The 14,433-nt window shown below is 56.1% G+C and carries 10 protein-coding genes; 5 read left to right on the top strand and 5 right to left on the bottom strand.

All coding sequences use genetic code 11. The annotated features are described in order from the left end of the window. Positions 1-266: 266 nt before the first annotated feature. From Q363_RS25315 to Q363_RS25335, 5 genes are all read right to left on the bottom strand, one after another. Entirely contained in the window at positions 267-1,004 is a 738-nt protein-coding gene (locus Q363_RS25315) for a carboxymuconolactone decarboxylase family protein (RefSeq protein WP_064742725.1), read from the bottom strand. Positions 1,005-1,098: 94 nt separating this feature from the next. Beyond that, a complete protein-coding gene (locus Q363_RS25320; protein WP_084080745.1) occupies positions 1,099-1,761 on the bottom strand; it encodes a recombinase family protein in 663 nt (220 codons plus the stop codon). A 115-nt stretch (positions 1,762-1,876) separates the two neighbouring features. After that, positions 1,877-4,969 carry a Tn3 family transposase gene (locus Q363_RS25325; RefSeq protein ID WP_051979301.1) on the bottom strand — a complete coding sequence of 1,031 codons (3,093 nt, stop codon included), beginning with the start codon at positions 4,967-4,969 and terminating at the stop codon, positions 1,877-1,879. Between the two features lie 49 nt (positions 4,970-5,018). After that, on the bottom strand, positions 5,019-5,330 hold the full coding sequence (locus tag Q363_RS25330; RefSeq protein WP_035356402.1) for a ferritin family protein: 312 nt from the start codon (positions 5,328-5,330) through the stop codon (positions 5,019-5,021). A gap of 271 nt (positions 5,331-5,601) precedes the next feature. Then, positions 5,602-6,228 carry an MIP/aquaporin family protein gene (locus tag Q363_RS25335; RefSeq protein WP_035356403.1) on the bottom strand — a complete coding sequence of 209 codons (627 nt, stop codon included), beginning with the start codon at positions 6,226-6,228 and terminating at the stop codon, positions 5,602-5,604. 249 nt (positions 6,229-6,477) lie between these two features. On the opposite strand from Q363_RS25335, the gene Q363_RS25340 reads away from it, so the two are divergent. The 5 genes from Q363_RS25340 to Q363_RS25360 all read left to right on the top strand — a co-directional run. Continuing rightward, positions 6,478-7,782, top strand: a complete 1,305-nt coding sequence (locus Q363_RS25340) for a sensor histidine kinase (protein WP_035356406.1) — start codon at positions 6,478-6,480, stop codon at positions 7,780-7,782. Position 7,783: 1 nt separating this feature from the next. Next, the gene (locus Q363_RS25345; protein ID WP_035356409.1) at positions 7,784-9,157 is read left to right on the top strand and encodes a sigma-54-dependent transcriptional regulator; all 1,374 of its coding nucleotides are present in this window, start codon (positions 7,784-7,786) and stop codon (positions 9,155-9,157) included. Between the two features lie 280 nt (positions 9,158-9,437). Then, on the top strand, positions 9,438-10,556 hold the full coding sequence (locus Q363_RS25350; protein WP_169747121.1) for a TolC family protein: 1,119 nt from the start codon (positions 9,438-9,440) through the stop codon (positions 10,554-10,556). A 38-nt stretch (positions 10,557-10,594) separates the two neighbouring features. Further along, positions 10,595-11,860, top strand: a complete 1,266-nt coding sequence (locus tag Q363_RS25355) for an efflux RND transporter periplasmic adaptor subunit (RefSeq protein WP_169747122.1) — start codon at positions 10,595-10,597, stop codon at positions 11,858-11,860. 6 nt (positions 11,861-11,866) lie between these two features. Continuing rightward, positions 11,867-14,433, top strand: a 2,567-nt coding sequence (locus tag Q363_RS25360) for an efflux RND transporter permease subunit (RefSeq protein WP_035356414.1), incomplete at its 3' end; no start/stop codon positions are given.

Consider the following 14,433-nt stretch of genomic DNA (forward strand, 5'->3'; position numbering starts at 1 on the left):
CTCATCCTCCCATGTTGAATTCAACGTGGCTCGGCCCGGTCGGCGAAGACTTACACAATCTCTCCATCGGGGTCGGGCCTTTTATCCTTTTCAGGAAAAACGCTGCCACCATCTACACAATCGCCAATACCGGAGCCATGCTCAGATCTCGGGCAGGAACGCTCCAGGGACAATACGGCCTTAGCTGCCGAGCCAGGTTGTGTCGCAGATTCTAACTGAGCCCAGTGCGTTCCACGGTTATCGCGGTCTCGCTGAGAGTTTCAGGTTCATACAACCACCCCGAAGGGGTGGCCGTTGCTCAGATGTGAATTGTATTTCGATGGCCGCGTTCTCGGCCGCCAACGCCTAAGTAGCCACAGGAAAAGTCGCGCACTCAGTGAAATCGAGCGCCGCGGTTGCGGATCGAGCGGTATAGTGTCTGCGTGCTTTCCGACCTTCCATCCGTCGGCTGCCAGATGACACTCCGCAAAGTTCCGCGGCCCTGCTTCCAGCGTGGTCGCCAGAGTGTCATTCCAGCGATTGAGAAAACTAAGCAGCGCAAGAACTGCCACCATCTCCAGTATCTGGTCGTCATCGAAGTGACGGCGCAATTCCGCGAACTCGGTATTCCCTACGGCATTTGGGACTTGGCCGGCTGCCTGCGCGAAGCGAAGGGCCGCGCGTTCGGCTTCACTGAACTCGGGGCTTTGCTCGAATTGCCCTAGCGCTTCAATTTTGCGTATAGGGATGTCTCGAAGAGCCGCAAGATTGGCCGAATGCGCGGCACAATATTGACAACCAGCGGAGCGACTTACCATGTACATGATGAGTGCCTTGAAGCCCGGATTAAGCCGGCCCGGACGAACGAGGATTATCGCGGAGAGCTCGGCAAAGGCGGCGAGGAGTTCAGGATCGCGCGCCATGATCAACATACTGTTGGGTACGAACCCCATAATCGCCTCAGTGATGGCGAATACGGTATCGAACTCTTTCGCGTTTTCGCGGCTCGCGGTAGCAATCTGCATGTTTGCTCCCTCTCTGCAGCCGAACAACTAGCTTTATCCGATAATCAATTCTATTCCTGTGTAGTCGGTATGTCGTACAAGTGGCTTTCCGGTGTCAACGGCTCATCTGAAGAAAACGGCGGACGGAAGTGCGGCTAATTCCCAAATTCCTGGCGATCTCTGATTTTGTCAGTTTGTCGTTTCTGTAGAGAGACCGGACCGCAGCCGCCTTGTTGGCGACTGATGCTGGCCTGCCGAGGGTCTTTCCTTTGGATCGTGCCTGCGCGATGCCGGCTTTGACGCGCTCGCTCAGTATTTCCCGTTCAAACTCGGCGAATACGGCCAGCATACCAGCCAAGGCCCGGCCTGTCGGCGTGGTCATATCAAATGCTTCCGTCAGCGAGACGAAGCCGATACCCAACTCGGTCAATTCCTTCAGCGTCAGGATGAGATCGGCGAGCGAGCGGCCCCAGCGGTCCAACCGCCAGACGATGATCGCATCCAGTTCGCGGCGGCGGACGGCGGCAAGGAGGCCTTCCCGCCTGGGTCGTTGAACTGCACCCGATCCTATTTCTCTCACTTCCGCAACGATCTTCCATCCTCGGCGAAGGGCATATTCACGCATCGCTTTGATCTGCAGCGGCAAAGTCTGTTGGTCGTGTGTGGAAACACGCGCGTAGATCGCTACCTGAAGCCGACCGGATTGAGCCTTCGTCCCTGGCCAAAAACCTTCCCTGGAATGCCCCTTCGAAGTACCGGATTGGCGCGGGTTTCTGATAGTCTCTCCAGACTGGCCGAAAGGTACTGTTTATGGCCACTCTATTCGTCTGTGATGGTATCCGAACAACACCCCCGAGAACGATTCGAACGAAATCCTCACTCAGGTCATTGGATTAACCTGCAGCGGCCAAACCGGGCGAATCCACCGTGCTGATTTCGACCTTTGGGGGCTTGCGGAGGAACGGTAGTGGATCTGGAGCCCGCCGGGCGTGAAGTTGGTATTGCCCAAAGCGGTTGATGTGCGACGTTTGATAAGGACTGACGGCCGCCAGGACCTCGTCGGATATTTCCTGACCCTCCGCCTTCAGTCGATCGATTGTCTTTGTCATCGAAACGATGTTGTGGAAGGCCAAAATATTTGCAACCAAGTGATTGTACTTAATGAACTTGCGCTGTTCATCCCGCACATTTTCGGCAATCACGTTGTCGCCGCCAAACGAGATCCATTGTACGAACTCGTTAAACCGCTCGCTCTTGTTCGTGGCCGACTGAATGGCTTGCCGCAGTTCGACTTCCGAGACGTAGCGCAATAGGAACATGGTACGAACGACGTAGCCGAGTTCTCGGAGAGCGAAGTACAGCTTGTTCTTGCGCGAGTAACTGCCGAGTCGCCGCAGGATGTCGGACGGCAAAAGCGCACCGCCCTTGATGGAAACGGCCACGCGTAGCAATTCGGGCAACATGGCCTCGATCAGACTCCAATCAACTTGAGACGTAAAGAGTGAATCGATATGTTGGAAACGCGTCTCGGGAGCGGGCCGATAGAAGTTCTTTCCCTTCCAGTCTCGAATCCGCGGCAGCAGCTGGATACCAAGCAGGTATGCGAGTCCAAAGATCGCACTACTCTGGCCCTGCGTGTCAGCGTGGATCGTGTCCGGCTTCACGTCGGACTCGTTCTCCTTCAGAAAATCGAGAATGGCATGACCTTCCCACGCGCCGCACGTCGTCCAGCGGCTCATCAGCGCGATATAGTTGTCAGCCACGAGGTAGTAGCCAACACCGCCGTATCCTCCATATCGAATGTGATACTCCGACATGAGGTTCTGTGGGTACAAATCCCATTTCATCCCATCGGCGGATGCAGACTGGCCGGTGCCCCAAAGCCTCTGGAGTGGGAACTGCACATAGGCATTCACGATCGTTGTGATTGCTTCATTCAAGAAGCCCTCGGTGATGTGACGCTGATTGACAAAAGCAACCTGGAAGCGGTTAACCCCACGCACCGAACGGGCCGTTTGCACCGGCCCCAGGTTGCAGCCGAAACAGAATACCGTAAGCAAATACCGGTCACGAGCTCGCTTGAGCTTGCTCTCCAGCCCCGAAATCGGACCGAAGTGACGAGTCCAGTTGAGCCAATATTCCGTGTCAGCGAAGGCGTCCAGAATCTCGATTGGCTCCATCCGTTCCTTGATCAACGAGAGGGACTGATCCAATCCTTCGGGGTCCGGCACCGCCTCAACAGGCGTCAGGATCGGTTCGCCTTTTTCGAATCGCAGATAACGATTATCTGGAAAGCCCTTGTCTGCTGCTCGCCCCCGTTCTTCCAATTGATTGCGAAGTTGCGCAATAAAAGGTTTGAGCTCTGTGGCGATACCGGCCTGCTCACCATAGGAGGGCAACTCTCGCTCCACCTCCTCCCACGACAACAATTGGAGACGATAATCCCGGAACTTGTCGCTCCCGGGAATGCACAGGTCCCCGGATTTGAGATCATTGGCGACCTGAATCACGACACACAGCTCCAGCATCCGTCGATCTATCTCTGAAACCGCTGTCCTCGCTCTAAGTCCGGTCACCAGCGGCCACCATGCGTCGTTGACAAAGCTGAGATTCAACGCTTCCTTCTGGCCGGCATCATCAACGGAAATGCTGGTTCTGCGAGCATTCTGATTCGCAAGTACAAAGGCCACTGCATCAATCACACTGCGATCCTGCGACGTGGCGCTGAGCGGTAAATTCTCCAACAGAGCTAGCAACGCTTGCCGCGGATGGCGGAAGCACTGGGGCAGGAGACGGAGGTAGTTCCCGGACGCCAGTGCTACATGTTCTTCACAGCGTCGCAGCAACTCTTGGACATCCGGCCCAAGCAGCAACCCGATCGAGCGGAGTCGCTCCGTTTCTGATCCATCTCTCAAATACTCCCGACTCACGTCGCGCAGCGTCTCTGCCAGACTTGCCGATTGCTTCAGGTGAGCGGATTGGAGTAACTGGAGTTTCTCCTTCGCGCCATTCTGCATTCGATGCACGAGACGGATCAGCATGTCGGCGGCATCGTCCAAGGCTCGAGCCCGTTGCCGATGGATCAATGCAACGGCGAAGGCATACCGTTTATCGGGTCTCGCCTCTTTCATGCGCGAGGCATTGAGAACCCGACCCTCAAAAGCGAATCGTTGCAGCTTCACGCCGGGAATCCCGGCGAGTGCTTTGGCATCGACCGTCTGTTCTTTCAGCCATGCAGCGTTTTCCAGAAAACGCCTGACTCGTTTGACGGTCGGCTGGCCAGGCTCTATCTTCACCGTATCCCACGGTGTCTGGCGAGCATCCTCTTCCTTGTCAAAAAGAGAATCGATGCGCGCTTTGGTTGGTGGATCGAGTGCTTGGCTCATGCGGTCATAGAACGACCGGTTCACTGTCGCCCGTGCAGTACGAGCGGCACGGAACAATGTCGTAAACCCCGGCAACTCGAATCGCTTCCGTAGCAACTCTTCGATAGCGACGTTAATAATGTCGGCCAGATCTTCGCGTACGCGAGACGCTTCCACACAGGCTTTCACAATGATTCTCAGCGCCTCACGATCGAATGCAGACACGCCCATCCATGAACGCACTAATGCCATATGCCGCACTCGGAGCGTGCCTCGGTCATAATCATCTAACTCCTGGGGGACCACATCGTAACCCGCTGCTTCTGCCACCTGCCGAAGGACAGAATCAGGAACATCGGACACCTTCACGAAGTAGCCGAGCTGCTGAAAAGTCTTCAATAGCACCAGCAGACCAACCCGGGGAGCGGCCTGGCGGGTCCGCTCTTCGGCGAACTTCAGCTCAAACAAGCCCGGCGTGTAGGCGTCCATCAGCTCGCGCGCCGACGGGCTGGTCGGCAGGAGGCGATAGGCGGTGTCAGTGGGGATGATCATGGCAACACGCTCAACGAATGTGGAATCCGATGAGTCTACAATGTCGCAGAATGCCGTCGTTTCTTGCAATCGCCGACTTCTTGCGCCCGCAATCGCTTGAACTCGGCTCAATATTCATCTACGGAGTGAGGATTTCGTTCGAATCGTTCTCAGGGGTGAGATCGGCCCCGCCCACTCGATTTGCGAACGAACCGGCCTGACCCGACAGGTCGCCGGCGTACCGAGGTATTGGTGCGCCTAGCTCCTGGATTCGTCTGGCCCATAGATCGGCATGATGTTTCTCCCCGGCGGCTAGACCGCGCAAAGCGTTCCTGCGTTGCGGATCTACTTCGTTTCTGGCAAAGGCCATGTAGGTGCAGTGACCCTCCATCTCGGCTTGCCAGTTAGCCTCCAGGGCGGCGAGAAGCCTCTTCTTGTGCGAATTCGTCATCCCCGTTGCCCTTCTGTTTCCAGTGAGCCCTTACGAGATCAATCAGATCTTCAGTGAGTTCATGGGGCTGGGTCGTGCTTTTCCCGACGAGAGCAAATGAAGTCTGATGTGATCTTCCAACACTTCAGCCATAAGACTGTTAATACCGCCGCGAACGATTGCAGTAGCATACGAATATATTTGCTCTCTGGCCGTTGGGGGTCATCGCCACACGAACGAAGTGATGAAATGCCGGCAGGCCGCAGCGGATTGCCAACGCGAGGAAAGCACGCTACTTATCGTTGGGACACAGGAATTTGAAGGTAAGCGCAGCAGCCGCTCCGCCCAAGAAGTTGGCGACGAGGAATACCCAGAGCTGTGACCAGGCGACCATTCCCATGACGGAGACGCCCACGGCCACGGCAGGGTTGAAGGCGCCGACAGTCACGTTGCCCATGGCAAAGGCGCCGGCAAGAACGGTGAAACCAATGGCAAGACCATAGAAGGAGTTTCCCGAGGTGCCTTTGGCGATGGCGGTGTTGATGACGACGAAGACCAGGGCGAAGGTGAAGAGAAATTCGGCGAGCAGTGCAGGAAATACAGCTAGAACGTGCGGATGGACCACTGCAGCGGGAGCCAGATATTTGACCACGGCGGCTGCGGCCAGCGCTCCGGCGGTCTGGAAGATCATGTAAGGGACGACATCTTTGGTTTCGGTGCGGCCGCGCATCCAGACTCCCAGGGTGACCGCGGGGTTGTAATGGCCGCCGGAGATGTGACCTCCGGCAAAGACCATCACCATCAGGACCGAGCCGATCGCGAGCGGAGGGATTACGCCGCTGCCGCCAGCGATTACCGACATACCGATGGTGAGGACCAGGAAGAACGTTCCGATAAATTCCATCACATACTTGTTCATAGCCCGATTTATTAACTCCTGCAGAGTCAATGGCAACCTAAGGGCCATTTCTGAATGGACAAGGGTTGTTGAGGATACGGGTGTAACACCCTCATAGGCCGTTGCGTAGTTCAAGGATTTGTACGAGTCGTTTGATTCTTTGAAATCAAACTGCCAATGAGCCCGATAGTGTCGGTTTATATTGCCGAAGAAGCTTGGGCCTCGAAGTGCTGTACGATTCAGGTGTTGCTTATAGAGAGAACAGATTGAATGCCCCACCGCTTTTCATTTGCCAGCACCTTTGTTAACCGCTCGATCATCGGCTCGGTTTACCTCGCCGTCCTCCTGATCTTCTTCGCAGCGCAGATGCTTTTTACAACGTTCCTGACCCTGCCGCCCCTTTCCGTCTTCCTTCTGGTTGCATTTGCAAGCATTCTTCGCCTGATTGAAATCTTTTGCGCAGAACAGATCGTGACGAAAGACAAGTCGAGCAGTCAGCGATTTGCCGTCTCGTCGATTTCCTGGACCCTGGTACTCGCGCTTCTCCTTGCCGTGCTGACGCGCCAGCCGGATACGCACTACTTCGGGATGCTGATTCTGCCGGTTCTGGAGGCGGCAATCTACTTTTCGTTTGCGATAACGTTACTCATTTCTGCAGCAGCATCTATCGTCTCCCTTTTCTGGGTTGCGTATGCAGCTAACTTTACCCCCCCATTTGAAAGCGGAGAAATACTTGAGGCGAGCACTTTAGTGCTCGTGTACTTCATTGTCGGATGCCTGGTATGGCTGCTGGTACACATGCTGCGTGATCGCGAAGAGCAGCTTCGTCAGCAGCTCGATGATCTGGAAGCGACGCGCGGCAAGCTTATTGAAGAAGAGAAACTAGCAGCGATAGGACGGCTGGCCAGCGCGGTCGCTCATGAGATTAGAAATCCTGTCGCCATCATCTCCAGCGCGCTTGAGACCGCTGCCTCAGGATCTTTTGCCTCCAAGGAACGGGAAGAGATGTCGCGGATCGCAGGAATGGAAGCGAAGCGACTGGAAAAACTAACTACCGATTTTCTCTCGTACGCCGGGCCAGGAAACGCCTCATTTCAACAGCTCGATGCAACAGCGCTGGTTGGCTACATCGTTTCCATTGTTCAGCCGCAGGCTCTCCAGAAGGATCTGCAAATTGAAGTCAAGATGTGCGATACCTGTTGCGTCTATGGCAATGAAGGCCAGTTGCAGCAGGCACTCTTGAACCTTATGCGCAACGCCATTGAAGCTTCGCCGCAAAGCCGGAGCATTCTGGTTGCCGTCGTAAAGCAGTCCAGAGAGGCTCTTAATATCAGGATTGAAAATGCCGGTCCTCCGATCCCACGCCGCGTCGCAGATCATATTTTTGAGCCATTCTTTACCGCGAAAGAAGGTGGTACCGGTCTTGGCCTTGCGATCGCCAGAAGCATTGTAGACAGGCACCATGGTGAACTGCATCTGGAGCGGAACGACACAGACCACATCGTCTTCACGATCAGGGTTCCTTCCATAGATAGAGAAGATACGGTGCAAACGCACACAGTGAGGGAGTTTTAGCATGGCCCGAGTTCTCATCGTTGAAGACGAATCCAATATGCGGAAGGTACTTTCCGCAAATCTTCGGCAGGACGGGCACGTCCTGGTGGAAGCGGCGACAGTCAAAGAAGGTTTGCAGGCGGTTAATGGCAATGATTTCGAAGTTGTTCTGCTCGACCAGAAGCTACCTGATGGCGAAGGCTCCGAGGTTCTCAAGGCAATTCAGCAGCCGGAACCATCTACAGCAGTAGTTTTGCTGACCGCCTACGGCACAGTTGAACTCGCGGTCGACGCGATGCGTAATGGAGCGTTCGACTTTCTAACCAAGCCATTTTCTTCAGACAACCTGCGGGCAGTTGTTCAGCGCGCGGCGGAGTGGGCCTCGTTGCAGCGCGAAAACCGTCTGTTACGCAATACTGTCGACAGGCTTGAAGGACAATCGGAGATCAGGGGGAGCAGTATACCTGTCGCAAAGTTGCGCCAGTTCATCTCACGGGTGGGACCTACTGAAGCGACGGTGCTGATAACCGGAGAAACGGGCACGGGGAAGGAGCTCGTTGCGAGAGCGATCCACAAAAATAGCATGCGAGCGAACACGCCTCTCATTAGTGTCAACTGCGCCGCCTTTTCCGAGACGCTGCTGGAGAGCGAACTCTTTGGGCATGAACGAGGCGCATTTACCGGAGCCGACAAGATACGTCATGGGCTCTTTGAAGCGGCACACCAGGGGACGCTTTTCCTGGATGAGGCGGGAGAGATGTCCGCCGCGGCCCAGGCCAAGCTCCTGCGCGTTCTGGCGGAAGGAAAGATCACCCGCGTTGGCTCTACGGTTGCGCGGGATGTCGATGTCCGCGTGCTGGCGGCAACGCACCGCGATCTGAGGAAAGAAGTGCAGGAAGGAAATTTCCGGCAAGACCTTTACTACCGGCTCGCCATTGTGCCTGTGGCGGTTCCACCTTTGCGCGAGAGGATCACAGATATTCCTGAGATCGCGGAATACCTGCTGCATCAGATCGCAAGCGACCTAAAAACGACAAAGCGTGCGCTTCATCCGGATGCTCTGCAGCAACTCGTGTCATACAGCTTTCCTGGCAATGTGCGAGAACTCCGCAACCTGCTGGAGCGGGCCTGCATTTTGACGAGCGGCCCGGAGATACTCTGGTTTGATTTACCGGAGGTTCTACAGAATGAGACAGACGCAGAATCCGGTCCTCCCGTGTTTAATGGAGCGTCGCTGCCGGAAGAATTTCACTTGCGCAGCACGCTCGCGTCCTGGGAGCGAAGGATCATTGAGCAGACGCTGACGAAGACCAACGGATCGAAGACGGAAGCGGCAAGAAGGCTTGGTCTTTCCAAGAGCGATCTCAGCTATAAACTCTCGAAATATGGCTTGTAGCAGGACTTCACGTTGTTCAAAACTTTTGAACGCGGGTTTGAATTTTTGTCCACATTGGAAACGGTGGGATCGTAATCACCGGTTAATTCAATAGCCTGGTACATGATTTGTTTGGCCTTTCAGTTGCCTTATCCACGTCAGGCAAATGAGACAAACAATATCCAGATCGCTGGTTTCTCTGACTGTAGTGATTGCCGTTTTGGTTCTCTCCTCGCCCTGCGGCTTCGCGGAGGATCCATCAGCGCAGGCCCTCTCTCTTAGCGACGCGATTAAGTCGGCCATGAGCAAGCGGGCAGAGCTGCAGGCGGCGGCGCAGGTTGAGGCATCAAGTGTCCAGCTGCGCCGCCAGGCGGGATTGACTCCCAACCCCAGGCTTTTTTATCAGTCGGAAAATCTGCGGCCTGGCATGGACTTCACCCAGAACGTCGATACCTACGCCTTCGCGACGGAAGCGATTGAGGTGTCTGGGAGACGGGGAGCGCGCATTACCACGGCCAACAGCGTCGTTAACCGGTCTCAACTCACACTCGAGCAACAGAAGAGGTCCATCGAACTTCGCGTAGCTCAAACCTACTGGGATGCCCTGCGTCTGCAGTATCTGCAACTTCTGGCGGAGCAGAGTGTCGGGTACTATCGCGAGATTCTCGACTACAACCAGAAGCGCTTCAACGAGGGAAAGATTGCCGCAGCCGATCTTCTGCGCGTGCGACTGGAAGAGGCTCGCGCCGAAGCGAATACTGAATCCAGCACATTGGCAGAAGCCGGGGCCAAACAGAAGCTTGCCCGTGAGATGGGACTGGAAGCAGCAGGGAACTGGCGGCTGAGCGAACCCTTTGAATCAGTCAACGAGCCAAAGAATCCGGAATCCGCAGGCAGTCCACAGAACGAGCGTATTGAGGTCAAGCTGGCTCAGCAGGCAATCGATACCGCCCGAGCGAATCTCATGACGCAGAAGGCTCAAGGGCGGCCCGATATCGATGCACTCTTCGGATACAAGCGCACAGCTGGCTTGAATACGATGATTGCCGGCTTTCAAATGAACCTGCCCGTCTTCGACCGCAACCAGGGAGCGGTAGCCGCAGCGCGATTCGATGTCGAAGCCAACAGGTCCACACTCGCTGCTGTCCAACAGCAGAGTGCGAGCGATCTGACGTTGGCCCGTATGTCCTATGAGATGTGGAAGCGTCAGGTTACGGATCGTTATCGACCTCTTCTCGACCAGGCTGTCGATATTGCAAATATCTCGCGTGCGGCATATCGCGAAGGCGGCACCGATCTGCTCCGGCTGCTGGATGCGGAGAAGTTGCGTGTGGACACACAGAGCGCATGGGTGGAGGCGCTGGGCAATTACCACCAGAGTGTTGTTTCACTGGAATACGCAGAAGGACTAGAGCCATGAATATGGAAACTGATTTGGAACTGCAACGGCGAGAATCTATGAGATTGGGAGCGGAACGACAGAAATGGAAACGGTATGTCATAGCGATGCTGGTGCTTTCGGTCCTTGCAGCGATCGCAGGCTTCGCGAGCGGTTGCCACAGTGCGGCAGCAAGTGAGTCCAATGCTCGAGCCAATGCCTCGAGTCAGATTGCAGCATCGAAGAGCGCAAGCGACGGAGCGGAGATAGTGCTTCCCGTCGCCGAACAACGGGGAGCTATCGCCACCACAACGCTCGCTGTCCAGCAGGAGTCGGACCTGCTTCAGTCTCCGGGGAAAATTGTGTTACCCGACAACGAGAGCTGGCATGTTGGTGTGCTCACGACCGGGCGCATCGAGCGTGTCTACGCCAATCTGGGAGATTACGTACATAAAGGCGCGGTGCTGGCGCGCATGCACAGCCACGCCATACACGAAGCTCAGGCCGCATATGCGATGGCTGTTGCCGAGAAAAGCCGCCTGCAGTCCGCTGAGTCTCTGGCGCAAGTGAACTTCGACCGCATGCAGCGTCTTTATGCTCTCCGCGCCGCTTCGGTCGAACAAACAGAGCAGGCGCGGCAGGAACTGGTCAATGCGAAAACAGCCCTTGAGAATGGCCAGATCGACGTCGTCCGCAGCAAAACACATCTGGAGGAAAACCTCGGTATCTCCGCCGACCTGCCGGCAAACGCAAACGAAACTGCGGAATTGATCCCGATCGTCGCACCGGCGAGCGGATACGTTCTGCAGAAGAATGTGACTCCCGGCACGACCGTGGCGCCAGCCACCGACATCTTCGTTCTCGGAGACCCGAAGCACTTGTGGATGCTCGCCTCCGTAGGTCAGGAACAACTCAGTCAGTTGAAGGTTGGCCAGAGCGCATGGGTGACGCTTCCAGGGGGCACGGGGCAACGATTCGCTGGACGGATTAGCAATCTCGGTCAGGAGTTCGACCCAACAACGCGCCGTCTTCAGGTTCGTATCGACATAGAACACGGTGGGGGAATTCTGCGCCCCGAGATGCTGGCAACAGCAGAGATCGCTGTCGGTGAAACACGTCCGCTTATCCTGATTACGCCAGAGGCCGTGCAGCAGGTGAACGGCCAAGACGTTGTCTTTGTTCGCCAGGCAGCCGACCGCTTCACGCCGCGCCCCGTGCGGGTTGGCAGTTCCGTGAATGGCAAAGTCGCCCTCGCTGAGGGCGTGCGCCCAGGTGAAGAGGTGGTGACCCAGGGCAGCTTTCTACTGAAATCTCAACTCCTCAAAGCTTCCATGCAGGGGGACTGATCCGACATGTTCGCAAGAATTCTTACTTTCTCGCTTGCACATCGCTGGACCGTACTGCTTGGCGTTCTTGTGCTGACTGCGGCAGGCTGCTGGGTCATTTACACCATTCCTGTCGATGCCTTCCCTGACCTGACCAACAATCAGGTCGTTATCGTGACCGAAGCGCCGTCGATGCCTCCCACGGAAGTCGAGCAGCTTGTCACCTATCCTGTTGAGCGCACGTTGATGGGAATGCCGAAGCAACAGGAGGTGCGCTCCCTCTCCAAGCTGGGGCTATCGATGGTGACCGTGGTCTTCGACGACACTGTTCCTACCTATTTCGCGCGCCAGCTGGTCAACGAGCGTCTGCAACAGGTGGCAACTTCGCTTCCCGCGGGGATACAGCCAGTCCTCAGTCCGCCATCGACCGCCTTTGGGGAACTCTATCAATACACGCTTACAGGAAACGGACTCTCACCCATGGAACTGAAGGATGTGCAGGAGTGGGAGATCAAGCCGCAGCTACGAACGATCCCCGGTGTCAGTGATATAAATACCTGGGGCGGCGAGACAAAGCAATATCAGATCAAGGTAGATCCAGCCCTTCTACAACAGTATGGACTCACGCTCAAGGACATGGCCACGCGAGTCGCCGAGAACAACACCAACTTCGGTGGCGGATACATCGAGCACGCGTATGAACAGTACACCTTGCGCGGCCTTGGCAGGACCACCAGCGTCGGCGATATTGGCAACATTGTTCTGCTTGCCAACCAGGGCACGCCGGTCATGCTGCAGGATGTCGCGCAAGTGACGATTGGACCAGCGCCCCGCCAGGGCGCAGTCCTACGAAATGGCGAGGCCATCTCGGGCATGGTCATCATGCTGAAAGGCGAGAACGGCAAAAATGTCATCGAACTGGTGAAGCAAAAGATCGCCAGCCTCCATTTGCCGGCGGGCGTCACGCTCAAGCCCTTCTACGATCAATCGACTGTCATTGACGGAACCATTCACACGGTCGAGCATAATCTTTTTGAAGGCTTCATCCTGGTCACAGTCGTATTGCTGCTCTTTCTCGGCAGCTTCCGCGCCGCACTGGTGACGGCATCGATCATTCCACTCTCTCTGCTCTTCAGCTTCCTGGGGATGAAATTCTTCGGCATCACCGCTAACCTGATGAGCTTAGGCGCTATCGACTTCGGCATGATCGTCGATGGCGCGGTCGTGATGATCGAAAACTCAGTGCATCGAATGCAGGAACATGGAGAAGAGGAGTTTCCGACGACTTCGATTGCCACTGCGGGCCTTGAGGTCGCTCGGCCAATGGCATTTGGCGTCGGCATTATCATCGCCGTCTATCTTCCTATCCTCTTTCTGGAGGGGCTGGAGGGACGCATGTTCCGCCCCATGGCCATCACGGTCTGCACGGCGTTGCTCGGCTCCTTGCTGCTAGCCCTTACCGTCATTCCCGTGTTGAGCTCCTTCGTATTTCGCAAGGGACTTCGCCGGAAGAAAAAGGAGACGAACCAGCACTGGATTGAGCGGTTGAGCCACCGTTACATCGCAGGCCTGTCCTGGGTGATTCGCCACCGCATCGTCATCATCGCCGCGATGGCCGTCGTCATGATCGTCTCGCTGGCTTCACTGGCATTTATCGGCACCGAGTTCATGCCGCGTCTCGACGAAGGCTCCATCTTGGTTGAGACACGCAAGCTCCCGGGTGTCTCGCTCACTGACTCCATAGAGATCTCGAAGCGGGTCGAGAAGACACTTCGCGCCTTTCCAGAAATTGAGGATGTTACGACCAAGATCGGCCGCCCCGACTTTGCCACCGAGGCCATGGGCATTAACGAAGGCGACGTCTATGTTGCCCTCGCCCCAACTCACGAGTGGAAAAGGTTCCATTCCAAAGAAGAACTCATCGATGCCATGGACAAAGCGCTCGCGCAGATTCCCGGCATTAGCTACGACTTTACCCAGCCAATGGCCATGAGGCTCGACGAGACCGTGTCCGGCGTGAAAGCCGATCTGGCCGTCAAGGTATTCGGAAACGACTTCCAACAGCTCGACTCGCTCGCGCAACAGTTGCTCCGCCAGGTAAATGCCGTACGCGGCGCTGCCGACGCGCAGATGGAAATCATCTCCGGCGTTGCGGAGCTGACCGTGAAGATTCGAAGGGACGCGCTGGCGCGCTATGGATTGAATGTTCTCGATGTGCAACAGGCAGTGGAAGCGGGCGCTTCGGGAGCGGTGGTCTCTCAGGTGATCGACGGCCAACGCCGTTACACTATAGCGCTACGCCTGCCCGATCGGTATCGCTCCGACTTCGCATCGATGCGTGAGATCCCATTGCATGCTCGAGGCGGAGCGATGGTGACGCTGAGTCAGGTCGCGGACGTCGATGTGACGCGCGCAGCCGAGAAGATCAATCGCGAACAGGGACAGCGGCGCATTGTCGTCATGTCGAATGTGAGAGGCCGCGACCTTGGCAGCTTTGTCGCGGAAGTCCAGCAGAAGGTGAATAACAATGTGAAGCTGCCTGCCGGTTACACCATCACTTATGGCGGTCAATTTGAGAACCAGCAGCGCGCAAC

The sequence above is a fragment of the Edaphobacter aggregans DSM 19364 genome (assembly GCF_000745965.1).
Lineage (GTDB): Bacteria > Acidobacteriota > Terriglobia > Terriglobales > Acidobacteriaceae > Edaphobacter > Edaphobacter aggregans.

Excerpts from the sequence above, each read along its gene's own strand:
- Q363_RS25335 (WP_035356403.1), bottom strand. The coding sequence starts at position 6,228 with ATGAACAAGTATGTGATGGAATTTATCGGAACGTTCTTCCTGGTCCTC.
- Q363_RS25345 (WP_035356409.1), top strand. The coding sequence starts at position 7,784 with ATGGCCCGAGTTCTCATCGTTGAAGACGAATCCAATATGCGGAAGGTA.
- Q363_RS25330 (WP_035356402.1), bottom strand. The coding sequence starts at position 5,330 with ATGACGAATTCGCACAAGAAGAGGCTTCTCGCCGCCCTGGAGGCTAAC.
- Q363_RS25350 (WP_169747121.1), top strand. The coding sequence starts at position 9,438 with ATGAGCAAGCGGGCAGAGCTGCAGGCGGCGGCGCAGGTTGAGGCATCA.
- Q363_RS25315 (WP_064742725.1), bottom strand. The coding sequence starts at position 1,004 with ATGCAGATTGCTACCGCGAGCCGCGAAAACGCGAAAGAGTTCGATACC.
- Q363_RS25340 (WP_035356406.1), top strand. The coding sequence starts at position 6,478 with ATGCCCCACCGCTTTTCATTTGCCAGCACCTTTGTTAACCGCTCGATC.
- Q363_RS25355 (WP_169747122.1), top strand. The coding sequence starts at position 10,595 with ATGAGATTGGGAGCGGAACGACAGAAATGGAAACGGTATGTCATAGCG.